This window comes from Streptomyces sp. NPDC090045 (assembly GCF_044747975.1).
In the GTDB taxonomy this organism is placed as follows: Bacteria; Actinomycetota; Actinomycetes; order Streptomycetales; family Streptomycetaceae; genus Streptomyces.
In genome coordinates this window covers 43,166-67,500 of record NZ_JBIVFA010000018.1, presented here as the reverse complement: position 1 = coordinate 67,500, position 24,335 = coordinate 43,166, and the positions used below count along the sequence as shown (strand labels likewise).

20 protein-coding genes are annotated in these 24,335 nt (G+C 72.4%); 8 read left to right on the top strand and 12 right to left on the bottom strand.

Annotation, left to right across the window (positions count from 1 at the left end; genetic code table 11):
- Window positions 1-21: 21 nt before the first annotated feature.
- The 3 genes from ACIPYQ_RS35100 (at window position 22) to ACIPYQ_RS35090 (ending at window position 6,361) form a co-directional block, all read left to right on the top strand.
- Window positions 22-1,404 (top strand): TIR-like protein FxsC, encoded by a 1,383-nt coding sequence (locus ACIPYQ_RS35100; RefSeq protein ID WP_362236377.1) that lies wholly within the window; start codon window positions 22-24, stop codon window positions 1,402-1,404.
- On the top strand, window positions 1,388-5,380 hold the full coding sequence (gene fxsT, locus ACIPYQ_RS35095; protein WP_401258196.1) for an FxSxx-COOH system tetratricopeptide repeat protein: 3,993 nt from the start codon (window positions 1,388-1,390) through the stop codon (window positions 5,378-5,380). The genes ACIPYQ_RS35100 and fxsT overlap by 17 nt, the downstream gene beginning before the upstream one ends.
- An 84-nt stretch (window positions 5,381-5,464) precedes the next feature.
- On the top strand, window positions 5,465-6,361 hold the full coding sequence (locus ACIPYQ_RS35090; protein ID WP_401258194.1) for a DUF4231 domain-containing protein: 897 nt from the start codon (window positions 5,465-5,467) through the stop codon (window positions 6,359-6,361).
- Between the two features lie 22 nt (window positions 6,362-6,383).
- Here ACIPYQ_RS35090 and ACIPYQ_RS35085 read toward each other — a convergent pair whose 3' ends face one another.
- The 4 genes from ACIPYQ_RS35085 to ACIPYQ_RS35070 all read right to left on the bottom strand — a co-directional run bounded on the left by ACIPYQ_RS35085 (window position 6,384) and on the right by ACIPYQ_RS35070 (window position 10,181).
- On the bottom strand, window positions 6,384-6,863 hold the full coding sequence (locus tag ACIPYQ_RS35085) for a hypothetical protein (RefSeq protein WP_361760228.1): 480 nt from the start codon (window positions 6,861-6,863) through the stop codon (window positions 6,384-6,386).
- A 97-nt stretch (window positions 6,864-6,960) separates the two neighbouring features.
- Window positions 6,961-7,848, bottom strand: a complete 888-nt coding sequence (locus ACIPYQ_RS35080; protein ID WP_401258192.1) for a S1 family peptidase — start codon at window positions 7,846-7,848, stop codon at window positions 6,961-6,963.
- A 135-nt stretch (window positions 7,849-7,983) separates the two neighbouring features.
- Window positions 7,984-8,799 carry a DUF1684 domain-containing protein gene (locus ACIPYQ_RS35075; RefSeq protein ID WP_401258190.1) on the bottom strand — a complete coding sequence of 272 codons (816 nt, stop codon included), beginning with the start codon at window positions 8,797-8,799 and terminating at the stop codon, window positions 7,984-7,986.
- 77 nt (window positions 8,800-8,876) lie between these two features.
- On the bottom strand, window positions 8,877-10,181 hold the full coding sequence (locus ACIPYQ_RS35070; protein ID WP_401258188.1) for a DUF5685 family protein: 1,305 nt from the start codon (window positions 10,179-10,181) through the stop codon (window positions 8,877-8,879).
- 285 nt (window positions 10,182-10,466) lie between these two features.
- Here ACIPYQ_RS35070 and ACIPYQ_RS35065 point away from each other — a divergent pair, with 285 nt between their 5' ends.
- Entirely contained in the window at window positions 10,467-10,916 is a 450-nt protein-coding gene (locus ACIPYQ_RS35065) for a cell division protein SepF (RefSeq protein WP_361760240.1), read from the top strand.
- 9 nt (window positions 10,917-10,925) lie between these two features.
- Here ACIPYQ_RS35065 and ACIPYQ_RS35060 read toward each other — a convergent pair whose 3' ends face one another.
- Complete coding sequence (locus ACIPYQ_RS35060; protein ID WP_361760243.1) at window positions 10,926-12,098, bottom strand: acyl-CoA dehydrogenase family protein; 1,173 nt, start codon at window positions 12,096-12,098, stop codon at window positions 10,926-10,928.
- Window positions 12,099-12,360: 262 nt separating this feature from the next.
- Complete coding sequence (locus ACIPYQ_RS35055; protein WP_401258187.1) at window positions 12,361-14,016, bottom strand: MFS transporter; 1,656 nt, start codon at window positions 14,014-14,016, stop codon at window positions 12,361-12,363.
- A gap of 282 nt (window positions 14,017-14,298) precedes the next feature.
- Here ACIPYQ_RS35055 and ACIPYQ_RS35050 point away from each other — a divergent pair, with 282 nt between their 5' ends.
- Both ACIPYQ_RS35050 and ACIPYQ_RS35045 read left to right on the top strand, forming a co-directional pair.
- The gene (locus tag ACIPYQ_RS35050; protein WP_401258186.1) at window positions 14,299-15,414 is read left to right on the top strand and encodes a hypothetical protein; all 1,116 of its coding nucleotides are present in this window, start codon (window positions 14,299-14,301) and stop codon (window positions 15,412-15,414) included.
- A gap of 249 nt (window positions 15,415-15,663) precedes the next feature.
- Window positions 15,664-16,728: a phosphatase PAP2 family protein gene (locus ACIPYQ_RS35045; protein ID WP_401258184.1), complete on the top strand. Its 1,065-nt coding sequence runs from the start codon at window positions 15,664-15,666 to the stop codon at window positions 16,726-16,728.
- 283 nt (window positions 16,729-17,011) lie between these two features.
- Here the strand turns inward: ACIPYQ_RS35045 and ACIPYQ_RS35040 are convergent, their stop codons facing one another.
- From ACIPYQ_RS35040 to ACIPYQ_RS35030, 3 genes are all read right to left on the bottom strand, one after another.
- Window positions 17,012-17,992 carry a helix-turn-helix transcriptional regulator gene (locus ACIPYQ_RS35040; RefSeq protein ID WP_401258183.1) on the bottom strand — a complete coding sequence of 327 codons (981 nt, stop codon included), beginning with the start codon at window positions 17,990-17,992 and terminating at the stop codon, window positions 17,012-17,014.
- Between the two features lie 65 nt (window positions 17,993-18,057).
- Complete coding sequence (locus ACIPYQ_RS35035; RefSeq protein ID WP_362239666.1) at window positions 18,058-18,582, bottom strand: hypothetical protein; 525 nt, start codon at window positions 18,580-18,582, stop codon at window positions 18,058-18,060.
- Window positions 18,583-18,683: 101 nt separating this feature from the next.
- Window positions 18,684-19,637, bottom strand: coding sequence for a transglycosylase family protein (locus ACIPYQ_RS35030; protein WP_401258182.1), 954 nt, complete (start codon window positions 19,635-19,637; stop codon window positions 18,684-18,686).
- 297 nt (window positions 19,638-19,934) lie between these two features.
- Here ACIPYQ_RS35030 and ACIPYQ_RS35025 point away from each other — a divergent pair, with 297 nt between their 5' ends.
- Entirely contained in the window at window positions 19,935-20,741 is an 807-nt protein-coding gene (locus ACIPYQ_RS35025; protein ID WP_401258180.1) for a hypothetical protein, read from the top strand.
- A gap of 206 nt (window positions 20,742-20,947) precedes the next feature.
- Window positions 20,948-21,316, top strand: a complete 369-nt coding sequence (locus ACIPYQ_RS35020; protein ID WP_401258178.1) for a hypothetical protein — start codon at window positions 20,948-20,950, stop codon at window positions 21,314-21,316.
- A 36-nt stretch (window positions 21,317-21,352) separates the two neighbouring features.
- Here ACIPYQ_RS35020 and der read toward each other — a convergent pair whose 3' ends face one another.
- The 3 genes from der to cmk form a co-directional block, all read right to left on the bottom strand.
- The gene (der, locus tag ACIPYQ_RS35015) at window positions 21,353-22,816 is read right to left on the bottom strand and encodes a ribosome biogenesis GTPase Der (protein ID WP_401258176.1); all 1,464 of its coding nucleotides are present in this window, start codon (window positions 22,814-22,816) and stop codon (window positions 21,353-21,355) included.
- Window positions 22,817-22,892: 76 nt separating this feature from the next.
- On the bottom strand, window positions 22,893-23,582 hold the full coding sequence (locus tag ACIPYQ_RS35010; RefSeq protein ID WP_361760297.1) for a lysophospholipid acyltransferase family protein: 690 nt from the start codon (window positions 23,580-23,582) through the stop codon (window positions 22,893-22,895).
- Window positions 23,537-24,244 (bottom strand): (d)CMP kinase, encoded by a 708-nt coding sequence (gene cmk / locus ACIPYQ_RS35005; RefSeq protein ID WP_361760300.1) that lies wholly within the window; start codon window positions 24,242-24,244, stop codon window positions 23,537-23,539. Before cmk ends, ACIPYQ_RS35010 begins: the two co-directional genes overlap by 46 nt.
- Between the last annotated feature and the right edge of the window lie 91 nt (window positions 24,245-24,335).

Genomic DNA, 24,335 nt, shown 5'->3' with positions numbered 1-24,335 from the left:
CGCAGCTTCGGGACGGGGGGCGTGTTGCCCGCATCAGTGCAGCCGTATTTTTTTCTCAGTTATGCGCATACACCGAGATTCGGGGCCGGGGGGCCCGACCCTGACATGTGGGTGGAGCGCCTCTTCCGCGATCTCTGCGGCCACGTCATGGCGCTGACGGATCTGCCCGCCGGCGCCGAGGCCGGGTTCATGGACCGGGAGATACGCAGCGGCGAGGGCTGGTCGGAACGGCTCGGGGCGGCGCTCGCCACCTGCCGGGTCTTCGTGCCCCTGTTCTCGCCGCGGTACTTCGCCAGTGAGATGTGCGGCAAGGAGTGGTTCGCCTTCGCGCACCGCGCGATCCAGCACGGCGCGGCGAGCAACGAGCGCGCCGAGGCCATCGTGCCCGCGTTATGGGTGCCGGTCCCGCCTTCCCAACTGCCCGGCCCCGCCGAGCGGTTGCAGTTCAACCACAACACCTTCGGCGAGCGCTACGTCACCGACGGGCTGTACGGGCTGATCAAACTGCGCGGATACGCCGAGCAGTACGAGCGGGCCGTCTACGAACTGGCCCGGCGCATCGTCCGGGTCGCCGAGACCGTCCGTCTCGATCCCGTCCGCCCCATGGACTACCGGGTGGTGCCCAGCGCCTTCGGCCCCTCCGGCAGCGTCGGCGGCGCCGGCGGCGGCCCCGCCCGCACCCTCCACGTGACCGTGGCGGCCGGCTCCCGGCACGACCTGCCGGACGGCCGGAGCCCGGAGTACTACGGGGAGAGCGCCCTGGACTGGAATCCGTACCATCCGGTGTCCCAGCGCCCGATCGCGTACGTCGCCGAGGACGTGATCAAGAACCTCAACTACCAGACCACCATGTCCTCCTTCGACGACGAGGCCGGGCACTTCGACAGCAAGCAGCCGCCGACCCGGCCGGAGATCCTGATCGTCGACCGCTGGGTGGTGGAGGACGAGCACCGCCGCCAGCGCCTGGCCGCCTTCGACCAGGAGTCCCGCCCGTGGATCAACGTGGTCGTGCCGTGGAACCGCTACGACCACCAGAGCCGCGCGAAGGAGGCCGAGCTGGCACGGCGGCTGGAGGAGACCCTGCCCGTCAAGATGGGCCAGGGCCGGGCCGCCTGCCGGGCCGCCGCCAACGGCGTGGCCAACATGGAGACCCTCGGACAGATCCTGCCCCAGGTGGTCGAGGCCGCCGCCCAGCAGTTCCTCAGACACGCCCAGGTCTACCTGCCGGCCGGCAACACGCACACCGAACGCCCGCGACTGCTCGGGCCGATGGGGATGAGCGAGCCGCCCGCACCGCCCGCGGCTCCCTTCCCGCCCGACGCCTACGACGCGTACGACGCCCACATCGACGGCAACGACAGCAACGACACCGACCGGGGGGACGCGGATGACAGCGAGTCGTGACAGCAGGGACACCCGTGACGGACGCATCGTCACCTTCTACTCGTACAAGGGCGGCACGGGCCGCACCATGGCGCTGGCCAACACCGCCTGGATCCTGGCGGCCAACGGCAAGCGGGTCCTCGCCGTGGACTGGGACCTGGAGGCCCCGGGCCTGCACCGCTTCTTCCACCCCTTCCTGGACCCCTCCACGCTCGGGGCCACCACCGGGGTCATCGACCTGATCAGCGAGTACGCCTGGGCCGCGACCAGTCCGGTGCAGCGCGCCGACGACTGGCACAAGGACTACGCGCGGATACAGCCGCACGCCGTCTCGCTGACCCCGGAGACCCTCGGCTGGGAGTTCCCGGACGGCGGCACCCTGGACTTCGTCTCCGCGGGCCGGCAGAACCGCGAGTACTCCGCGACCGTCTCCACCTTCGACTGGGACAACTTCTACGACCGGCTCGGCGGCGGCCTCTTCTTCGACGCCTTACGCGACGACATGAAGAGGAACTACGACTACGTCCTGATCGACAGCCGCACCGGCCTGTCCGACATCGCGGACATCTGCACGGTGCACCTCCCGGACATCCTCGTCGACTGCTTCACCCTCTCCGACCAGTCCATCGACGGCGCCGCGTCCGTGGCCCGCCAGATCGACGAGCGGTTCAACGACCGCGGCATCAAGATCTATCCCGTCCCCATGCGCATCGACGAGGGCGAGAAGGAGAAGGCCGACGCGGGCCGGGCGCTGGCCCGCATCAAGTTCGACCGCTTCCCGAACGGGCTGGTCGGGGACGAGCTCACGTCGTACTGGGGCGCGGTGGAGATCCCGTACCGGCCCTACTACGCCTACGAGGAGACCCTGGCCACCTTCGGCGACGAGGCCGGGCTCACCAACTCCCTGCTCTCCGCCTTCGAACGGCTCACCACGGTGGTCACCGAAGGCGAGATCACCTCCATGCCGGTCATCGGCGAGGAGGTCCGCCTGCGGATCAGGGACGCCTTCACCCGGCGCCGCCCGGCCCTGCCCGCCGACCTGTTCCTCTCCTACGTCGCCGAGAACCGCATGTGGGCCGACTGGATCGAATCGGTGCTCACCCGGGCCGGCTTCCGGGTCGTGCCCAAGGACGTCTCCGCGGAGCGCGTTCCGGTGACCGCCGGCTCCGGGGACACCCTCGGCGGCGGAACGGGCATCAGCATCGACACCGCCGCCCGGACCGTGGTGCTGCTCTCCACGGCCTACCTGAAGTCCGCCCGGGCCGTGGACGTGTGGGAGCGGGCCGCGGCCGAGGACCCGACCGGGGGCCGCCGCCAGCTGGTGCCGCTGAGGGTGGGCGACGTGCGGCTCTCCACGCCCTACATCGACCGCAACCCGGTGGACCTCTTCCGCCTCGACGAGGTGCACGCCACCGCCGCCCTGCTGCGCGCGGTGGAGCGGCCGATGGCGCTGCCCGACAGCGTCGCCAGCGCCTCCCAGCCCGGCCCCCGCTTCCCGGGAACCGTCCCGAAGATCTGGAACGCGCCGCCCCGCAATCCCGGGTTCACCGGGCGCAGCATCGTGCTGGAGCGGATGCGCGACCAGCTCGGCGGCGGCATGGCCGTGGTGCTGCCGCAGCCGCAGACCCTGTTCGGGCTCGGCGGCGTCGGCAAGACCCAGGTGGCACTGGAGTACGTGCACCGGTTCATGGCCGACTACGACCTGGTGTGGTGGATCTCCTCGGAGCAGACCGACGACGTGGTCGCGGCCCTCGCCGAGCTGGCCGTACGCCTGGGTGCGCAGACCGGCGAGGACATGGCGGCCGCCTCCCAGGAGGCGATCGACCTGCTGCGGCGCGGGGTGCCCTCCTCGCGCTGGCTGCTGGTCTTCGACAACGCGGACGATCCCGAGACGCTCAAGCGGTTCTTCCCGCCGGGCGGCCCGGGCCACGTGCTGGTGACCTCCCGCAACCAGTCCTGGTCGCAGTACGGGGACGCGCTCCCGGTGGACGTGTTCCTGCGCGAGGAGTCCATCGAGCACCTCCAGCGCCGGGCCCCGGGGCTCAGCAAGGACGACGCCGAGCAGGTGGCGGTGGCGGTGGGCGACCTGCCGCTGGCCGTCGAGCAGGCGGGTGCCTGGATCGCGGAGACCGCGACCCCGGTGGCCACGTACATCGAGCAGCTGGCCCAGCAGGCCGCGAGCGTCCTGGCCCTGAACCAGCCGCCCGGCTATCCGGAGCCGGTGGCCGCCACCTGGAACATCTCCATAGAGCGGCTGCAGTCCCGCTCCCCGGCCGCGGTCCGGCTGCTCCAGCTGTGCGCCTTCCTCGCGCCCGAGCCGATCTCCGCGAACCTGCTCTACAGCAAGGAGATGATCGACGCCCTCAAGCCCTACGACTCCTCCCTCCAGGAGAAGCTGGTCCTCGGCCGGGTGATCCGGGAGATCGGCCGGTTCGCGCTGGCCAAGGTCGACCAGGTCAGCAACAGCATCCAGGTGCACCGGCTGGTCCAGGCCGTGATCCGGGCCCAGCTGACCGAGGAGGAGCAGCGGGAGGCCCGGCACGCCGTCCACCGGATCCTGGCCGGCGCCCGGCCGGACGACGACGAGCCGATCGACAACCCGGAGACCTGGCCGCGGTTCAACACCATCTGGTCGCACCTGACCCCGTCCGAGGCCCGGTACTGCAAGGAGCCGGAGACCCGCCGGCTGCTGATCGACCGCGTCCGCTACCTGTGGAAGCGCGGCGACTTCAAGGCCGCCTACCAGCTCGGCGAGGAGCTGCGCGAAGCCTGGAAGGAGATGCTGGGCAACGACGACCTGCAGTACCTGTACCTGCGCTTCCACCTGTCGAACATCCTGCGTTCGCAGGGGCGGTTCGTGGAGGCGAAGGAGCTGGACGAGGTCACCCTGGAGCGCCAGCGGGCCGTGCTGGGCCCCTCGCACCCGCACACGTACATGACCATGAGCGGTCTCGCCAACACCCTGGGCGCGCTCGGCGACTACGCGCAGGCGATGGAGCTGGCGACCGACGCCCACGAGGGCTTCAGCCAGATCTTCCACGAGGCGCACCCGCGCACGCTGGCCGCCGCGAACAACCTGGCGCTGAACCTGCGGCTGGTGGGCCAGTACACCAGAGCCCGTGAGATCGACCAGGAGGTGCACGACCTGCGCACGGAGGTGCTCGGACCGGAGCACCCGTACACCCTGTCCTCCGCGCAGAACCTCGCCCGCGACCTGCGCGAGGTGGGCCGGTACGAGGACTCGGTGCAACTGCTCAGCCGGACCTACGAGACCTACAAGCGGACGCTGGGGCGGGCCTTCCCCGGCACCCTGTCGGCCGCGAAGAACCTGGCGGTGTCGCTGCGCCGGGCGGGCCAGCTGGAGGACGCGCTCCGGCTGACCACGGCCACCCGGGCCCGCTACCGGGCCAAGTACACCTCGGTCAACCCGGACCTGCTGTCCTGCGAGCTGAACCTGGCCTCGGACCTCTTCGCGACCGGGGACCCGGGCGGGGCGCGGGACCTGGCGCAGGAGGTGGTGGACGAGTACATGAAGGTGCCGGGCGAGCGGCACCCGTACACCCTGGCGGCCGTCAACAACCTGGCGGTCTTCCACTGGGGCACGGGCGCGGCGGACACGGCGGAGACGATGCTGCGGCAGACGATCCGGCTGATGCGGGACGTCCTCGGCGACAACCATCCGCACACGGTCTTCGCCCACCTCAACCTGGCCAACGCCCGGGCCGATCTGGGCGATCCGGAAGGCGCCCTGGAGCTGGAGCGGCTCGCCGTGATGCGGCTGCGCGAGGCGCTCGGGGGGCACCATCCCGAGACCCTCGCGGCCGGCTCCAACATGGCGGTCAGCCTGGACTCGCTGGGCCGCAAGGAAGAGGCGGCCCGGCTGCGGGCGGAGGCGGTGTCCGAGCTGAGCCGGCTCCTCGGCGAGGACCACAGCCTGACCCGGTACGCCCGTGACGAGCGGCGGATCCACCGCGATCTGGAGCCTCTCGCCGTGTGATTCCACGGAGGGCGGCGGGGGCCCCGCGACCGCGGGCCGCCGCCGCCCGCCACCCGACAGCAGGGGGGCGCTGTGACCGACAGCATGACTTTCCGAAACGAGGACCTGCCGGCCCTCTTCCACCACACCGACCAGGCGGCCATCTCCCGGCAGCGGGAGTCCACGCAGGCCACCCGCGCCCAGCTGGTGCTGCTCGTGGCCGCCGCGGGGGCCGCCGCGCTGCCCGCGGGGCCGAAGCTGGGCTCGATGCACCTCTTCGGGCTGCTGAGCGTGCTCGCGTACGCGGGGGTGCTGGGCGTGGGCATGCGGGCGACCCGGCGCCGGGCGCGCCCGCAGTGGCAGCTCAACCGCAGCGCGGCGGAGTTCATCAAGTCCCTGGCCTGGCGGTACGCCGTGCACGGGGCGCCGTTCGGCAGCGAGGTCGGCGCACCCGAGGAGACGTACCGGACCCGGCTGGAGGCGGGTCTGGCCGAGCTGCGGAAGATGGGCTGGGAGGATCCGCGGACGGCCGGGACGGTACCGGAGGGCGGGGAGATCACCGGCGCGATGCAGCGGCTGCGCGGGATGGACTACCAGGCGCGGCGCGAGACGTACGTCCGGGACCGGCTGATCGAGCAGCGCAACTGGTACCGGCGGCGCACGGAGGTGTCCCGGCGGGCGACGAACCTGTGGTCGTGGACGATCGTGCTGCTGACCTGCCTGGCGCTGCTGTTCGCGCTGCTGGGGTCGTTCGGGTCGGGGCCGGGTCCGAGGCTGACCGCGCTGCTGAGCGCGGCGGCGGCGGCCGGAATCGCCTGGAACGAGGTGCGCCGCCATCATCCGCTGATCGAGGCGCACACCCTGATCGAGCAGGACCTGGCGGCGATGATGGTCGTGATGCAGACGACCATCACCGAGTCGCAGTGGCCTTCGTCGGTGTACGAGACCGAACGGTACGTCTCCCCGCAGCACACCGACTGGCTGGCCCGGCACAGCAGTTGAGCAGAACCGGTGGGGGCGTGGCTCAGTCCCGGGACACGCCCTCGCGCCAGATGACGGTGACCGGCTTGCCGAGCGCCCGCGCGTAGGCGACGATCTCGCCGGTGCCGCCGTGCCCGCGGGCGGGCTGCCCGTCCCAGACGGCGACGAGGCGGTCGCAGGAGTCGGCGATGTAGGTGCCGGCGGCGTAGTAGGCCTCGTCCGTGGAGCGGGCGAAGTCCATCCTGATCTCCTGCGTGGCGCGGCGCTTGAGCCGGCGGTAGCGGGCCAGGGCCTCGGCTCCCTCGAAGCCGTCCTCGTAGTCCCCGCTGGGGATCACCACGGTCAGTCCCGCGCCGCATTCGAGCGCGATGGCGGCGAACAGCTGGTCCGCCCCCTCGGCGAGACTGGAGAACGCCTCCAGCGGCCCGTCGTGGCCGCCCAGTACGGCGCGCAGGCCGTTCTCCACATGGCCGAGCACCGCATCCGGAATGGACCGGTGTCCGGTCACGCCGATTCGTTTCATGCAGAAACCTGCCTCCCCCGGCGGACACGCACCCCTGGACATCCTCCCAGAAGGCGGGAGGACGTCCAGGGGTGCGACGGGGGCGCGTGAGGCACCGTCAGTAGACGCTGACCCCGTAGGCGTTGAGGGCCTCGACCACGGGCTGGAAGAAGGTCGTGCCGCCCGAGGAGCAGTTCCCGCTGCCGCCGGAGGTGAGGCCGACGGCGCGGGTGCCCGAGTAGAGCGGGCCGCCGCTGTCGCCGGGCTCGGCGCAGACGTTGGTGCGGATCATGCCGTAGACGATGTCGCCGCCGCCGTAGTTCACGGTGGCGTTGAGGCCGGTGACCCGGCCGCTGTGGATGCCGGTGGTGGAGCCGCGCCGGGTCACGGACATGTTGACCGTGGCGTTCACGGCGCTGGTGATGTCCTGGCTGCCGACGGTCCCCGGGGGAACCGGCGTGTTGCTCGCGTACTTGATGAGGCCGTAGTCGTTGGTCGGGAAGCTGGAGCCGGTGGTGGAGCCGAGCACGGTGGTGCGGGCGGAGTTGGTCCACCAGGTGCCGGCGCCGTCGGTGCAGTGACCGGCGGTCAGGGCGTAGTAGTTGGCGCCGCTGCGCACGTTGAAGCCGAGCGAGCAGCGCCAGCTGTTGGCGTAGATCGCGTCGCCGCCGGAGGCCAGTTTGGTGAGCTTGCCGGGGGTGCGCTCGATGCGCAGCGCTCCGGCGTCCGCTCCGGCCTCGCGCTTGATTCTTTCGATGGCGGCGGCGGAGACGGTGGAGTCGGCGGTGACCACGAGGGTTCCGGTGGCGGTGTCGGTGTGCCAGGCGGTGCCTCCGACGTTGGCGCGCAGCACGGATGCGCTGGCCGACGCGAGCCGGTCGGCGCTGAATCCGCCGCCGTCCTGGGGGTCCGCGCTCGCCGCCGTGGGGACGGCGAACGCTGCGGCGGCGGCCAGGCCGGTGGCCGCCGCGAGCAGCCTGGTACGGGTCATGCGCTTGATCCTCACTTCTCGTCCTCCTGGAGAGGGTCGGGGGCCCGGCGGATGTGGGGGTGCCTGGGCCCGTGAGGCGCAGCCGGGGGCACGGCGGGCGCATGAACTTTGGCCGTGCCCCTGACAAGCGCTGTCGGGAGTGTCCTGTCGTCAGATACCGGTCGCAAGAGCGGCTTTCAGCCTCCGCTCGCCCGCCGCCACCCCGAAGGGCAGCGTGTTCCCGGGCGGCGGAAACGGACGGATGAAGTGGTCCGCGAAGGCGCAGGGGGGCAGCAGCGACCGGTTGAAATCCACGGTGATCGCCCCGCCTGCGTCCGGTATGCCGGGCTTCAGGAAGCGGAAGCGGTAGCTGGACCGCCCGCCGGTGTCATCGCCGAACACGGCCCAGAGGCTGCCGTCGTCCTCGTCCACGGCGACCTGGAGGGTGTGTTCGGCACCCTGGAAGGGGAAGGTGAGTTCCCCGCCGAGGCCGAGCCCGCGGGCCCGCCCGTCGGCGTTCTCCACCTGGACCCTTCGGTCCTCGGGGTAGGGCCGGAAACGCCCGCGCGGTGCGAAGGCGGGGTCGTACGGGGTGGCCTCGACGCCCGCGAAGGCCCGGCGGGCCTCGGAGGCGGGGTCGAAGACGCGTACCGCCCACTGCCCTTCGCGGCGGATCACCACGAGGCGCGCCTCCCCGGCGGAGAGCCGGGAGTGCGCGGGCGGGGCCCCGTCGGCGGCGAGTACGGCGTCACCGGTGAAGGGCTCGCCGTCGAGGCGCAGGGCGTCCTCGGCGGTGGCGGTGAGCGCCAGACCGCCGTCGGTCGCGCGCCAGAGTCCCGGGACGGCCGGAATTCGACCTTCCGGGTAGTCGGCGAGCCAGTAGGTGCCCGTCAGTGCGAGGGGTCCGTAGGGGGCGGACACGGCCGTGGCCCTGCCGTCGTGCCATGCCCGCCAGGCGGCCTGCGGATCGTCTGCGTCGTCACTCATCCCGCTCACCCCTTCCACGCGGGTCCGGGCGGGAATCCCCTCGTACGCCGTCCGGACCTGTCCGATCTGAAGGGGACTCAGCAGTCGCAGCCGCAGCAGTCACAGCTGCAGCAGCCGTCGCCACCGCCGCCGCCGCTCCCGCCACCACCGCCGCTGGAGCCGTTCGTGCCGTTGCAGCAGTCGCAGCAGTCACAGGCGTCGCACCACGGGTCCCGCTTCTTCCGGGACCAGGGGCCTTCGTGCTCGGTGCAGCACATCTGGCAGGTGCAGAACAGCCCGAGGGCGACCGCACAGCCGGCGAGCAGTCCGCGGCGGGGCCGCTGCGGCGGCGGGGCACCGCCGAAACCGCCCGGGCCCGTGGGCGGCATCCCGGGACCACCCGCTCCGCCGCCGTACGGAGTCCCGCCGTACGGGGCCCCGCCGTACGGGTTCTGGCCGTACGGGTTCTGGCCCTGGCCGCCGTAGGGCTGGCCCCCGTAGGGGTTGCCGCCCTGCCCGGCGGAGGCGGTCGCCGTGTGGGCGCAGCTGCCGGTCCCGAAGGCCCGGTCCACCGAGGTGCGCAGCTCGTGCACGAGCAGCCGGTGGGCGAGCCCCGCGTCCGTGAACTCGACCTCGCGCAGCGCGAGCCTGATCCCGTGCAGGGCGTCGTCGCAGAGCCGACGGGCCTCGGCGAGCGAGGTCCCGGTGGCGGTGAGCGGGTTCCAGGCGCCCGCCTCGGCGTCGGCGCGCTGGTCCTCCACCGCGTCCAGCAGGTGCGCGAGCCGCCCGAAGTAACGGCCCGCCTCGGCCAGCGCGGGGGCGTTGCCTGGCCGTCCGGCCAGCTGCGCGGTATGGGCGAAGGCGGCGGCCGTCGCGGTCTCCGTCGGCTCGGTCACCACGAGCACGGGCGTGCCGGGGCCCGCCAGCGTCTCGATGCCCGCCTGCCGGTCCACGGCATCGACGAGCACCGCCGTGTCGAAGCCGAGCGAGGCCCCCGTGCGGGCGCCGGCGCGGTCCCAGCCGCGGGCCACCCTGCGCGCGGCCGCAGCGATGGGTGCGCGGGCCAACAGCCCGTCCCGGTCCGCCACGTGGTCGCGCACCTTGGCGGAGGCGAGCACGAGCGAGACGGCGGCGGCGAGCCGCGCGCCCTCGCCCTGGGCGACCGAGGCGGTGCGCATCCCGCGCAGCGGGCAGGGTCCCGCGGTGCGGCGGGCCTCGGGCGCGGTGCCGGACTGAGCCTCCGTCAGAACGGAGACGAGCAAGCCGTCATAGTTCGTGACGATCCGGGCGAACTGACCGTGGTCTCCCCGAAGTGCCAGACACAGCCCGCACAGATGGGCCATCCACTCCGCCTTGAACCGCTCCCCCAGCCGGTGCGTGCAAGGTCTGACGATGCCGAACAAGCTGCTTCCCCCGTGTGTCGTACGCGTACCTGCCGGGCATCGTAGCGAGCCGTGTCGTTCACTCGAACGTCCCCATCGCTCACCCGCACGGCGGCAGTGGTCGTATTTTCACTCAGTCAGCAGTGGTAGCCACCAGGATCCTTGAGCGTGCAACGGATGTTCTGCACCAGTACCGTCACGAAACCTCTGCGCGGCGGCTATCCACTTGGCGCGTTGTCAGCATCATGGACGAGCATAGGGGCAGCGGAGAGAAGACAGACTGACCGCGGTGAAAGGAGGCAGTCCATGGGTTCGGTGCGCAAGGCGAGTGCCTGGCTGGGTCTCGTGGAGGACAGCGACGACGAGCGCTACTACGACGACGACTACGCGGAGGCCGCCCAGGGTTCGGTGGCCGGCCCCGGTGAGCAGTGGGTCACCGACCCGCGGGTGAAGGTGGCCTCCGAGTCGGCCGTGGAGCACGGCCGCCGGATCGCGACGGTCACCCCGGACGGCTTCCGTGACGCGCGCGGCATCGGCGAGCTGTTCCGCGACGGGGTCCCGGTCATCGTCAACCTGTCCTCGATGGACCCGGGCGACGCGAAGCGCGTGGTCGACTTCGCGGCCGGCCTGACCTTCGGGCTGCGCGGTTCGATCGAGCGGGTGGCGACCAGGGTCTTCCTGCTGACCCCGGCCGACACCCAGATCGTGAGCGGCGAGTCCGGCGGCCGCTCGCGCGACTTCTTCAACCAGAGCTAGGCAGGGCACTCACCGGAAGGCGTCGAGCCCGGTGAGCGCCTTGCCCAGCACCAGCTGGTGCATCTCCACGGTGCCCTCGTAGGTGAGGACCGATTCGAGGTTCGTGGCGTGCCGCATGACGGGGTATTCGAGCGAGATCCCGTTGGCACCGAGGATGGTCCGCGCGGTACGGCAGATGTCGATGGCCTCGCGGACGTTGTTGAGCTTGCCGAAGCTGATCTGCTCCGGCCGCAGGGTTCCCGCGTCCATCCGCCGGCCCAGGTGGTGGGCGAGCAGGATGCCCTTGTGGAGTTCGAGGGCCATGTCCGCCAGTTTGGCCTGGGTGAGCTGGAAGCCGCCGATCGGCTTGCCGAACTGCTCCCGCGTCCTCGCGTAGTCGAGCGCCGCCTCGAAACTGGCGCGGGCCGCGCCCATGGACCCCCAGATGATCCCGTAGCGCGCGTGGCTGAGACAGCCGAGCGGCCCCTTGAGCCCCTTCACCGACGGCAGCACGGCATCGGCCGGCAGCCGCACGTCGTCCATGACGAGTTCACTGGTCACGCTGGCCCGCAGGGACCACTTGTGCTTGATCTCCGGTGCGGAGAACCCGGCGGTGTCCGTCGGGACCGCGAATCCGCGGATCCCCTCGTCGGTCTGCGCCCACACCACGGCCACGGCGGCCACCGACCCGTTGGTGATCCACATCTTGCGGCCGTTGAGCACCCAGTCCGTGCCGTCGCGCTTGGCGTACGTGCGCATCGCGGCGGGGTCCGAGCCCACGTCGGGCTCGGTCAGCCCGAAGCAGCCGATCAGCTCGCCGGCCGCCATCCCGGGCAGCCAGCGCTGCTTCTGCTCCTCGGAGCCGTACTTCCAGATCGCGTACATGGCCAGCGAGCCCTGGACGGAGACCAGCGAGCGGATGCCGGAGTCGGCGGCCTCCAGCTCCAGACAGGCGAGGCCGTACTGCACGGCGCTGGCGCCCGCGCACCCGTACCCCTCCAGGGACATGCCGAGCGCGCCGATGGACCCGAGCTCCCGGGCCAGCTCCCGGATCCCGGGCAGCTCGCCGTCCTCGTACCACTGGGCGATGTGCGGCAGCACCCGGTCGGCGGCCCAACTCCGTACGGTGTCCCGCACGGCGAGGTCCTCGGGCCCGAGGAGCTCGTCGAGCCCGAGCGGATCATGGGGCAGGAACGCGGACACGGGGCCTCCCGGCGGCCTGAAGAAGAACCTAGCAACGCAAGTTTTTGCGCCCAGCCGACGCTATTAGCCCCCGCCCCCCAAATCCAGCCCCGCTTGTACAGCCCCGCCGGCACAATCCAGCCCCGCCGGCGTTTGAGGCGCGGGGTCCGGGGCGGAGCCCCGATCTTCAGCCCCGCCGCACCACTCCAGCCTCGCCCACACCATCCAGCCCCGCCGGCGTTTGAGGCGCGGGGGCTCGGGGGCAGCGCCCCCGCAACGGCGATCAGCCCGCGTGCTCGACCGACGCGGGCGCCCCGCACGACTCACCCTTGGCCTGCGCGGGCAACCGCACAGCACCCTCCGCCGCCCCGCCCTCCGCGGCTCCGCACTCCATGGCCCGCGGCAGCCTCAACGCCATCGCCGCCCCCGCGAGCAACAGCCCCGCGCTCACCACGAGAGTGACGTGCAGCCCGTGCACGAACGAGTGCCGCGCCGCCGCGTACAGCGCGGCCCCCGCCGGCCCCCCGAGGTGCGCGGCGATCTGATAGGCCTCGCCGAGCGAGTTCGCCGCGCCCGCCGCGTCCGCCGCCGAAACCCCCGGCACGCCCTCGAGCCCCGGCCGGTACGCCGCGTTCATCACGCTGCCCAGCAGCGCGATGCCGATGCCCGCGCCCAGCTGGTACGAGGTCTCGCCGATCGAGGCCGCGCCGCCCGCGGTGGCCGCCGGGGCCTCGCTCAGCATCGACTCGTACGCGGCGAAGAGCGTGGTCTGCAGTCCGAAGCCGAGCAGGATGAAGCCGACGGTCAGCAGCAGGGGCCGGTCCTGCTGGCCCATCAGGGTCAGCAGCAGCACGGCGAAGGCGGTCAGCAGGAAGCCCAGCGAGACCATCGTGCGCGGCCCGACCCGGTTCAGCGTGTACGAACCGGTGGCGCCCGCGGCCATGGCGGCGAAGGTCAGCGGCAGCAGCCGCAGGCCCGTCTCCAGCGGGCTGAGTTCCAGCACCAGCTGGAGGTACTGGACGGCGATCAGCTCCAGGCCGACGAGGGCCAGCATGGCGAGCACGATGCAGGCCACCGATGTGGAGAAGGCGGCGCGGGAGAACATCCGCATGTCGATCAGCGGGTGCGTCCGCCGCTTCTGCCGCCGTACGAACAGGACGAGCAGCACCGCGCCGAGCAGCAGCGGGACCACGGCCTGCGCGTCGAGGAGGTGGCGTTCGGCGCCGAGCCGCTTGATGCCGAGCACCGAGCCGAGGACGCCGGCGGCGGCCATCAGCGCGCCGGCCACGTCCCACGGCCCGTCCGCGGCGCCGCGCGATTCGGGCAGCAGCCAGCGTCCGAGCGGAAGGATCAGCGCCATCAGCGGGATGTTGATGAGGAAGACCGAGCCCCACCAGAAGTGCTGGACGAGGAAGCCGCCGAGCACCGGACCGCTCGCGGCGCCGACGGCGGCGACGGCGGTCCAGATGCCGATGGCCAGGGCCCGCTCGCGCCGGTCGGGGAAGACCTGGCGCAGGATCGACAGGGTGGCGGGCATGATCATCGCGCCGCCGATGCCGAGCAGGGCGCGGGCGGCGATGAGGACCTGGGCGTTGTCGGCGAGGGCCGCTATCGCGGAGGCGACGCCGAAGAGCCCGTAGCCGAGGAGGAGGATGCGGCGGCGGCCGACCCGGTCACCGAGGGTGCCGAAGAGGATGAGCAGCGAGGCGCAGACCAGCGGGTAGGCGTCGACGATCCAGAGGAGTTCGATCGGGCCGGGGCGCAGGTCCTCGGTGACGGAGGGGACGGCCACGTGCAGGATGGTCGCGTCGAGTGCGACGAGGACCAGGCTGACGCAGAGAACCGCCAGGACGACCCAGCGGTTGGCACCGCCGGAGGCCGCGCTGAGCCGCTGCCAGGGGGAAGGGGTCCTGGCCCCGGCCGCGTTCGTCCCCGACATGCATGTACCTCCCAGGTGATCCCTCGCGCTCGGCGGACCAGCGTCTTGTGGAGCCACGGGGGGTGGTGCGCTGTGCGGCGTCCAACGGGGTCCGGCATCGACACGCGAGTGAACGGTCAGCGTACGCGAGTTCGTCCGTACGACACGTGGCCAAGCTCTCATCCCGGCGACGGCCCCGGTGTGGCGTACACCACTCGCCCACCCCCCGATCCTCCCCCGTGTACACGTGCGCTCACGGCCCGTGGTCGCCGACCCGGACAGGGCGCGGCGCCACCGATAATCATGCCCGTGAAAGATCTTGGATTTCGCCGGGCCGCGCCCGCGCTGGCCGTCTTCGCGGCGGTCCGGCTGCTGGGGCTGACCGTGCTCGCGGTGTGGGGCGCGGTGGCCGGCAGCAGCCCGCACACGCTGCTGTCGGCCCGCTGGGACTCGCTCTGGTACGCCCGCATCGCCGCGGAGGGGTACGGGTACGCGGTGGTCCTCCCGAACGGGGACGTCCACTCGAACCTGGCGTTCTTCCCGCTGCTGCCGTGGCTGGAGCGGCTGGTGTCGGCGGCGACCGGACTGTCGTACGGCTCCGCGGGCCTGGTGGTGTCGGCGGTCGCCGGGCTCGCCGCGGCCTGGGGGATCTTCGCGGTGGCCGATCTGCTCCACGGCCGCCGGGCCGGGGTGTTCGCGGTCGGGGCCTGGGCGGCGCTGCCCGTCGGGATCGTGCAGTCGATGGCGTACAGCGAGTCGCTGTTCACGGCGCTGGCCGCCTGGGCGCTGTACGGGGCCTTGCGCGGCCGGTGGCTGACGGCGGGGCTGCTCGCGGCGGGTGCGGGGCTGACCCGCCCGGTCGGTGCGGCGGTGGTCGCGGCGGTGTGGGTGGCGGCCGTTCTCGCCTGGCGCCGCGGTGAGCGGTCGTGGCGGATGGCGGCGGGCGCGCTGCTGGCCCCGCTGGGAGCGGCGGCGTACGTGCTATGGGTCGGCGCGCGCACCGGGAACGGGCTGCTCGGCTACCTGGACGTGCAGGGCGGCTGGGGCAACGGGTTCGACGGGGGCTGGGCCTTCGCCCGGTTCGTCGGCGCGAAGCTGGCCTCGTCCGCCTTCCCCGCCGGGGTGGGGCTGATCGCGGGGGTGGTGCTGGTGCTGTGGCTGTACGCGACGTGCGTGCGGCAGCGGCAGCCGGCGCCGCTGCTCGTGTACTGCGGGATCGTGGTGGCGCTGGCGCTGTGCGCGTCCGGGTACTTCGGCTCCAAGCCCCGGCTGTTGCTGCCGGCCTTCCCGCTGATGCTGCCGCCGGCGCTGGCGCTGGCCGGGTGGCGGACCCGGCGGGCCGCCCTGGTGCTGGGCGCGGCGGCCCTGGTCTCGGCGCTCTACGGGGCGTTCTGGCTGAACGGGTCGGGGCCTCCCTAGAGCCGTCCGGAGCCCGCACATAACGGAATGAATCATTCCCATCCATCTTTCAGCAAAAGAAATGACCTGCGGCAATAAAGTTCGGGTAAGTAGCCGAAACAATTGCCGGGACAGTGGATCACCCGGGTTCCAACCACTGCCGAAATACCGCGAATTAAGCACCGCGTGAGACCAACTCCACATCACATGGTCATCACAAAGCCCGCGATTCGCCCGGGCCGAGCAGCGACGCGCGGTAACGTCGATTGAGTGCGTACCGACCAAATCCTGACCCGTCTGGAGCGGGTGTTCGCCCGGCTGGACCGGGAACCAGAGCGACCGGCTCATCTGCAAACCCCGCAGATGAGCCGGCACCGCGTCGTACTCCTGGGATCGACCCTCGTCTTCTATCTCGCAATCGTGGTGGCCGTACTGACCACTTCGTGGCTGGTCCGCCTCGACTGGCAGATCATGTTCTTCCGGCCCTACGAACAGTGGCCGCAGGTACACGCCTTCCTCGACTACCTCGTCGTGCTCGGCCAGCGCGGACCCACCGCGGTCATGGTCGCCGCCTGGCTCGGCTGGCGCTGCTGGCGCCAGCACACGCTCCGCCCGCTGATCACCCTCGGCGTGGCACTGCTCCTGCTCAACGTCACCGTCGGGTCCGTCAAGCTCGGCCTCGGCCGGCTCGGTCCGCACTACGCCACGGAGATCGGATCCGCCGAACTCTTCGCGGGCGGCGATATATTTCCTTCCGGCCACACCGCCAACGCCGTCGTGACCTGGGGGATCCTGGCCTACCTGGCCTCCACCGTGGTCACCCGGCGAGTGCTGTCCGTGGTGTCCGCGGTCGTCTCGCTGAGCGTCGGCGCCACCACCGTGTACCTCGGCACGCACTGGGTCAGCGACGTTCTGCTCGGCTGGTCCGCGGGCCTGCTGATCCTGCTGGCCCTGCCCTGGTTCGAGCCGCTCATCGCCCGGAGCGAGGCCTACGTCTTCGACCTGCGCGAGCTGCTGCGCCGCCGCGCCGAGACCGGACGGATGCCCGCGCCGGTCGTCTCCGCGCTCCTCCCGCTGCTCTCCGCGGGCGGCAAGTGGCAGCTGCAGCGCGTCGACGGCCCCGTCGCCCAGGAGCCGCTCCCGGTCCCCGCCGCGGCCGGTGCCGCCGCGCCGCACTCCCCGGCGCCCCGGCCCGCCGCGCACCCGGCCGTGGCCCGGCCGCACCTGATCCGCTCCGAGCGGACCCCGGTCACCCCGGTCGGCAGCCGCCGCCCGGCGCACACCGAGCGGGCCGCGACCCGGGGGGCGGCCGCCCGCCCGATCGCCGGCGGCTGACGCCCACCGCGGGGCGGTACGCACCACCTCACCCCGCGCCACGAAGGCGGGCCCGGTCTCACCGACCGGGCCCGCCTTCGCCGTTCGTCAGCGCCGCGCCCGGACGTTCGTCCGTCCCGGGTCACGCTTGTGTCACAGAATATCTACAGCCGCAAATTGTTTTCCGAACCGCGACACGCCCGACGTGCAAGGACTTTGGAATTTCCGTCGAGCGGCCCGGAATTCGTGTCGGACATTGCCACGGCCCTCATGGACCAGACCAGCTGAATCCCCCTCAGGTCCGCTACATTTCCTTCACTTCTCCTGGCTCCACGGCCCTCCCCAGGAGATCCCGCGCCGCCCTGATCCGGTCCGTCAGCTCCGGCGGCTCGACCACTTCGAACTCACAGTCGAGCAGCATGATGTGAATCACCAGAACGTCCAGGTTCACCCCGCCGGTCCGCAGCAGACAGCTCTGCCCGTCGAGCGGTTCCAGGACTCCGTCGCTCGGCCCGACGATCCGTCCCGCCTCCTGCGCCGAAACCTTCAGCCGCACCACCGCGCGGGCGGCGTACACCCGCTGCGACACGCCCTGGGAGACGTACGCGGCAAGGTCCTCGGCGGGCGGCGGACGCGGGGTGAACCGTGGTCCGTGCGGCGGTCTGGGCTCGATCCGGTCGGCGCGGAAGGTCCGCCACGCGTCCCGGTCCAGGTCCCAGGCGACCAGGTACCAGCGCCGCTCGGTGCAGACCAGCCGGTGCGGCTCGACGGTGCGGCGGCTGACGTTGCCCTCGTGGTCCCGGTAGCCGAAGCGCAGCCGCTCGCCGTCGCGGCACACGGAGGCCAGCTCGGTCAGCACCGAGGCGTCCACGGTGGACCGCTCGGCCCCGCGCAGCATCGGCACGGTGAACGCGTTGAGTGCGGAGACCCGGCGCCGCAGCCGCGAGGGCAGCACCTGCTCCAGCTTCGCGAGGGCGCGCACGGAGGCCTCCCCGATCCCCTCGACCCCGTTCCCCGCGGCGGTCCGCAGCCCGACGGCGACGGCCACCGCCTCGTCGTCGTCCAGCAGCAGCGGTGGCAGCTCGGCCCCCGCCCCCAGCTGGTAGCCGCCGCCGGTCCCGGGGCTGGCGTTCACCGGGTACCCCAGCTCCCGCAGCCGGTCCACGTCGCGCCGGACCGTGCGCGGGGTGACCCCGAGGCGCTCCGCGAGACCGGCCCCGGTCCATTCGCGGTGGGCCTGCAACAGGGACAGGAGGCGCAGCAGCCGTGCGGAGGTGTCGAGCATTCCCCGAGTCTGCCAGCGGAGCCCGGGACGCGGAGCCGGGCGGGAGCGGGCCGGGCGGCGGGGTCTCAGCAGGGCGGCGTCGGGGCGGCGTCACCGCCGAGCTCGAGCAGCCCGCACAGGCTCTTCAGCGACACCTTCCAGACCCCGTCGTCGAGCACCGCGACCCCCTTGCTGTCCTCCAGCGCCGGGACGCCGCTGACCAGCAGGTCGTACGTCACCTTGGCCTCGGTGGGCGAGGTGAAGGTGATGTCCGAGATCTCCACCGCGGTGTCGGGGCTGTCGGGATCGGTCCCGAAGAGGCCCAGCAGCATGGCGATCATCTCACCGTGCTGCAGCAGCTCGGCCTTCTCCTTGACGGGGGTCTCCGGGTCGAAGAAGGCGGCCCAGTTCTTCTCGATCTGCGCCTTGGCCGCCTCGGGGTCCGCCGGGCCGTCCACGGCCGGCACGGCGGGGGCCACGGCCGCCGGCGGGCCAAGGGCTCCCCGTTCGGCCGGCCCGGAGGCCGAGGACCATCCCGCGACGGCCGGTACGGCCAGCAGGACTGCGGCCGCCGCGCAGGCCGCGGCCCGAGGGTGTCTGCTCTGGACCATCTGACTCACCACCGGAGCCCCGAGCGAGCCGTTCGGCTCGGTGCTTCCAGGGTCAGCGCCCTCAGGACATCCCGCAACGCGCGGCCCCGTCGGTGCGCCGCTCAGCCGCGCTCCGAAGCCCCGGCGGGAGCGGGCGCCGTCGCGGCGGGCAACAAGGCGCCTGCCCCCGCGGGGGCCACCCCGCCCCCAGGCTCCGGCCGCGCTTCCGGTCTCGGATTCGTCTCCGGGCTCGTTTCCCGCTCCGGACTCGGTTCCGCCTCCGCCTCCGGCCGCGGCACCGGACCCGGTTTCGTTTCCGGCCTCGGCTTCGTTTCCGGCTCCGGCACCGGCCGTGGTTTCGGCTTCTCCTCCGAACTCACGTCAGGCTCCGGACTCGGCTCGGGCTGCGGCGCCGGCTCCGGACTCGGCTCAGGCTCCGGCCGGGGATCCGGACTCGGCTTCGCCTCCGGCTCCGGAGCCTGTTCGGGGACCGTCAGGAGCATGCCCACCGCGATCGCCTCCGGTCGCGGACCGATCAGCTGCCGGTTCGCCTCGTACAGCGCCCGCCACCCGCCCCGCACCCGGTGCTTGTGCGCGATCGACACCAGCGTGTCCCCGGCCCGCACCGCGTGCATCCGCCCCGCCAGCCCGTACCGCTTCGAGCACACCGGCCACGCGTTCCACCCCTGCGAGCCGAGGAGGTCCTCCGCGACCCTGATCTGCTGTCCGCGGGTCGCCAGGTCGGCCCGCGGGGCGAACGCCAGCCCCCCGTACTCCTCCCAGGTCGGCTGCCAGAACTGCAGCCCGCCGTAGAACCCGTTGCCGGTGTTGACCGCCCACCGCCCGCCGCTCTCGCAGTCGGCCACGCAGTCCCAGGGCCACTCTCCGCCCGGTCCGCAGTCCCCCGGCCCGCTGCCGATCACCCCCGGCGAGCCGGGGTGCGCCGCTCCCGCCGGTCCGGGCGCGGGCGGTGGCGGAGCCGCGGCCGCCGGGCCGCAGGGAGGTACGAGCACCAGCACGGCGGCGGCAGCGGCGACGCCGAGGACGGCGGCCCGGCGGATCCGGAGGTTGGGCATCGGGTCACGCTACGCAGCCCCCGGCGGCCCCCTCCGGCCCGCCACGCGGCGGGTCACCGCACCCCACCCGGTCGGCCGACCCGCCAACCCTGCCCCAAACGGCCATACCTGGCCGCCAACTGAGCACAACCAGAAAACAGTTGGCACGAAAACAACGCTCCAGTCGGACGGTTCACTCTTCCGGGGGCCAGGTTCGATTCCGTTCCCTCCAATGGCGTGACCCCGGCCACCGCTCGTCCGTTGAGCCCGGCGAGCCGGGAGTCCCCCGGCCCCGCACCTATGCCGAGGAGCCACCCCGTGCCGCGCATGCTCGACGTCAGTGATGAGGTACGTGCCGAGATCGGTGACGAAGAAGCCGACAGGCTGCTCGTCGGCGAGGACGCGCCGCGCAGTTACGACTGCACTTCCTGCCGCACCCCCGGCGACCCCGAGAACGACCGCACCAGCACGGTGCTGTTCGTCGGCGAGGAGACCGCCGTCCTCGCCTTCGCCCACGCCACCTGCATCCCCTCGCAGGTCGTGTCCGTCTCGGAGGAGCAGCTCCAGGGCGCCGTCCGCAGCATCACCGGCGACAGCCCCGCGCCCGGCACCGACGGCACCGCCCCCCAGAACGTCCCCGGCGGCCAGGCCGTCCTCGGCATCACCAGCGGCCTCATCCTGATCGGCGGCGAGCTGCACCCCGCCCTGGTCGTCGAGCCGACCGCGCCGATCGCCCGCCCCGGCAGCGACGGCCCCGGCGACGACTTCCTGCCGCTCCTCATCGAGCAGGGCTTCATCCCGGTCACCGACACCGCCGAGCTCCCCGCCCTCCTGGGCGGCTGGTCGGTCCTGCTCGCCGCCGGCCAGCTGCACGCCGTACTGCAGCCGGGCTCCGAGGGCGGCGGCCAGGTCGCCTGGTGGCAGGCGCACCAGGCGCTGTCGGTCACCGACGGCTGGCGCACCGCCGTCCAGAAGACCCAGCGCGTGCTCATCTACGCCGCCCCGGTCGGCTCCATCGGCCAGCAGCCCCGCGAGGACCTGCTGCGCGACGCACTGGACAAGGCCGCCGCCGCGGGCAAGCTCGTGGCCGCCGCGATGCCCCTGGCGGGTACGCCCGGCGCCTGATCCAGCCGGGCCCGGAACGGCCGCCAGCCCCCGCCGAGGGGGCCCGGCGGCGTGCGCCGGGGGTGTGCGGTCCGTCCCGCACACCCCCGGCGATCTGCGTTTCCTCCCCCGTCACCCCGCATCCGCAAGCCGTCGGTTTCGTTGGCTGATACGTGCATTCATACGACTCCTCCCGCGCCCCGTCCTATCCGAGCACCGTCCCCGCGATGCGCCCCGCACGCGACCGGGACAGCGCACCGGCCGTCTCGCACACCCCGATCTACGACACGCTGTACTCGGAGTACCTGCGTGCCTTCCGGGCCCTGCCGGGCGACCGTACGGGCGAGGAGGACCTCGGGTTCACGGCCTTCTCCTACGGGAGCTCCTACACCGGCGTCGGCTCGTACGGCAGCGGCTGGAACGGTTCCGCGTGGCAGCGGACCGACGACTGGCAGCCCTCGTACACCCCGCAACTGCAGCCGCAGCCGGCGTACTCGTACGCGGGCAGCTCCGGATACGCCGGCGGGCGGCAGCACCAGACCGGGATGACGCACATCCCGGCGGCCCTGCCGCCCGCTCCGCGCCGGGGCTACTGACCCCGGACAGCGCTTGCGCGCACCACTGCTCGCGCCCTACTTCTTCTTCTTGTACTGGGCGCCGCGCTTCTCGCGCACCCGCACCGAGATGTGGATCGGGGTGCCCTCGAAGCCGAACTCCTCGCGCAGACGGCGCTCGATGAAGCGGCGGTAGCCGTGCTCCAGGAAGCCGGAGGCGAAGAGGACGAACCGCGGCGGCTTGCTGCCCGCCTGGGTCCCGAACAGGATGCGGGGCTGCTTGCCGCCACGGATCGGGTGCGGGTGGGCGGCGACGACCTCACCGAGGAAGGCGTTCAGCCGGCCGGTGGGGACGCGCGTCTCCCAGCCCGCGAGGGCGGTCTCGATCGCCGGGACCAGCTTCTCCATGTGGCGGCCGGTGAGCGCCGAGACGTTCACCCGGGGCGCCCAGGCGACCTGCTGCATCTCGGTCTCGATCTCGCGCTCGAGGTAGTAGCGGCGCTCCTCGTCGAGCTCGTCCCACTTGTTGTAGGCGATGACGATCGCGCGGCCGGCCTCGACGGCCATGGTGATGATGCGCTGGTCCTGGACGCTGATCGTCTCGGTGGTGTCGATCAGGATGACCGCCACCTCCGCCTTCTCGACGGCGGCGGCCGTGCGCAGGGAGGCGTAGTAGTCGGCGCCCTGCTGCAGGTGGACCTTCTTGCGGATGCCGGCGGTGTCGACGAACTTCCAGGTGATGCCGCCGAGCTCGATCAGCTCGTCGACCGGGTCGCGGGTGGTGCCGGCCAGCTCGTTGACGACGACGCGGTCCTCCTTCGCCACCTTGTTCAGGAGCGAGGACTTGCCGACGTTCGGGCGGCCGATCAGCGCGATGCGGCGCGGGCCGCCGGGGGCGGCGCCGCCGAAGGTCTGCGCGGGGGCCTCGGGCAGGGCCTCCAGGACGGCGTCGAGCATGTCGCCGGTGCCGCGGCCGTGCAGCGAGGAGACCGGGTGGGGCATGCCGAGGCCGAGCGACCACAGGGAGGCCGCGTCGGCCTCGCCGCTCTGGCCGTCCACCTTGTTGGCGCACAGCACGACGGGCTTGCCCGCCCTGCGCAGCAGGCGGACGACGGCCTCGTCGGTGTCGGTGGCGCCGACCTTGGAGTCGACGACGAAGACGACCGCGTCGGCGGCCTCGATGGCGTACTCGGCCTGGGCGGCGACGGAGGCGTCGATGCCGAGGACGTCCTGCTCCCAGCCGCCGGTGTCGACGACCTTGAAGCGCCGGCCGGCCCATTCGGCCTCGTACGTGACGCGGTCGCGGGTGACGCCGGGCTTGTCCTCGACGACCGCCTCGCGGCGGCCGATGATCCGGTTCACCAGGGTCGACTTGCCGACGTTCGGGCGGCCGACGACGGCGAGGACGGGCAGCGGGCCGTGGCCCGCCTCCTCGATCGCGCCTTCGACCTCTTCGATGTCGAAGCCCTCTTCCGCGGCGAGCTCCATGAACTCCGCGTACTCGGCGTCGCCAAGTGCTCCGTGGTCGTGCTGGTCGTTCATGAAGTCCGTTCCTCGTCGTTCGTGGTGGTCGGTGGTACCCGCGCAGCGCGGTTCCACTACTGGTTTCAAGTCTCGCTCAGCGCCCGGTGAGGCGCTTGGCGTCGGCCAGGTGGGCGGTCAGCCGGTCCTGGATGCGTGTGGTGGCCTCGTCGAGCGCGGTACGGGTACGCCGGCCCGTGCCGTCGCCGGCGTCGAAGGCGGAGCCGAAGACGACGTCGACCCGGCTCTTGAATGGCGGCAGCCCCGGGATCAGCTTTCCGCGGTTCTCGCCGCTGCCGAGGACGGCCACGGGCACGATGGGCGCTCCGCTGCGGACCGCGAAGTACGCGAGGCCCGCGCGCAGCGAGGCGAAGTCGCCCTCGCCGCGGGTGCCCTCGGGGAAGATCCCCAGGGCCCCTCCGTTGTCGAGCACCTTCAGCGCGCGGCCTATCGCCGTCCGGTCGGTGCCGGTGCGGTCGACCTTGACCTGCCCGATCCCGTCGAGGAAGGGGCCGAGCGGGCCGACGTACGCTTCCTTCTTGATCAGGAAGTGCAGGGGGCGCGGCGCGGTGCCCATGACCATCGGGCCGTCTATGTTGTGCGAGTGGTTCACGGCGAGGATCACGGGGCCGGAGGCGGGCACCTTCCAGGCGCCCAGCACGCGCGGCTTCCACAGCCCGTACATGAGCCCGATGCCGATGCGCCTGCCGACCGCCGCACCCGTGAGGGAGGGCGATTCGCTCACTTGCGGCCCGCCCGCTTCTCCTCGACCAGCGTCACGACGCATTCGATCACCTGGTCGAGCGTGAGCTCGGTGGTGTCCACCTCGACGGCGTCGCCGGCCTTGGCCAGCGGGGAGGTCTTGCGGCCGGAGTCGGCCGCGTCGCGCTTGATCAGCGCCTCCTTGGTGGCCGCCAGGTCGGTGGCCTCCTTGCCGCGGAGCTCTCCGCTGCGCCGGGCGGCACGCGCCTCGGCGGAGGCGGTCAGGAAGATCTTGAGGTCGGCGTCGGGCAGGACGGTGGTGCCGATGTCCCGGCCCTCGACGACGATCCCCTCGGCCTCCAGGGCGGCCGAGGCGGCGATGGACCGCTGCAGCTCGGTGATCAGGGTGCGCACCTCGGGGACCGCGCTGACGGCGCTGACCTTGGAGGTGACCTCCTTGGTCCGGATGGGCCCGGCGGCGTCCAGGCCGTCCACCGTGATGGTGGGGGCGGCCGGGTCGGTGCCGGAGACGATGCCGGGCTTGCCCGCGGCGACGGCGATGGCCTGCGGGTCGTCGGTGTCGACGCCGTTGGTGATCATCCACCAGGTGATGGCCCGGTACTGGGCACCGGTGTCCAGGTAGCGCAGCCCGAGCTTGGCGGCCACGGCCTTGGAGGTGCTGGACTTGCCCGTGCCGGAGGGACCGTCGATGGCGACGATCACGGCGGACGGAGCTGCGGTTTCCACGGTGCGGGCACCTTCCTGGTTGCGCGTACGTGTCCGGGCGCGGCAAAACGCCCCTCCCCAAGGTTACCGGCCCCCGACAGCTCCCGGCCCC

Coding starts and splice junctions, on each gene's coding strand:
- fxsT (WP_401258196.1), top strand. CDS start 1,388: ATGACAGCGAGTCGTGACAGCAGGGACACCCGTGACGGACGCATCGTC.
- ACIPYQ_RS35090 (WP_401258194.1), top strand. CDS start 5,465: ATGACTTTCCGAAACGAGGACCTGCCGGCCCTCTTCCACCACACCGAC.
- ACIPYQ_RS35085 (WP_361760228.1), bottom strand. CDS start 6,863: ATGAAACGAATCGGCGTGACCGGACACCGGTCCATTCCGGATGCGGTG.
- ACIPYQ_RS35075 (WP_401258190.1), bottom strand. CDS start 8,799: ATGAGTGACGACGCAGACGATCCGCAGGCCGCCTGGCGGGCATGGCAC.
- ACIPYQ_RS35065 (WP_361760240.1), top strand. CDS start 10,467: ATGGGTTCGGTGCGCAAGGCGAGTGCCTGGCTGGGTCTCGTGGAGGAC.
- ACIPYQ_RS35055 (WP_401258187.1), bottom strand. CDS start 14,016: ATGTCGGGGACGAACGCGGCCGGGGCCAGGACCCCTTCCCCCTGGCAG.
- ACIPYQ_RS35050 (WP_401258186.1), top strand. CDS start 14,299: ATGCCCGTGAAAGATCTTGGATTTCGCCGGGCCGCGCCCGCGCTGGCC.
- ACIPYQ_RS35040 (WP_401258183.1), bottom strand. CDS start 17,992: ATGCTCGACACCTCCGCACGGCTGCTGCGCCTCCTGTCCCTGTTGCAG.
- ACIPYQ_RS35035 (WP_362239666.1), bottom strand. CDS start 18,582: ATGGTCCAGAGCAGACACCCTCGGGCCGCGGCCTGCGCGGCGGCCGCA.
- ACIPYQ_RS35030 (WP_401258182.1), bottom strand. CDS start 19,637: ATGCCCAACCTCCGGATCCGCCGGGCCGCCGTCCTCGGCGTCGCCGCT.
- ACIPYQ_RS35020 (WP_401258178.1), top strand. CDS start 20,948: ATGCGCCCCGCACGCGACCGGGACAGCGCACCGGCCGTCTCGCACACC.
- der (WP_401258176.1), bottom strand. CDS start 22,816: ATGAACGACCAGCACGACCACGGAGCACTTGGCGACGCCGAGTACGCG.
- ACIPYQ_RS35010 (WP_361760297.1), bottom strand. CDS start 23,582: ATGCGTCGTGACGCTGGTCGAGGAGAAGCGGGCGGGCCGCAAGTGAGC.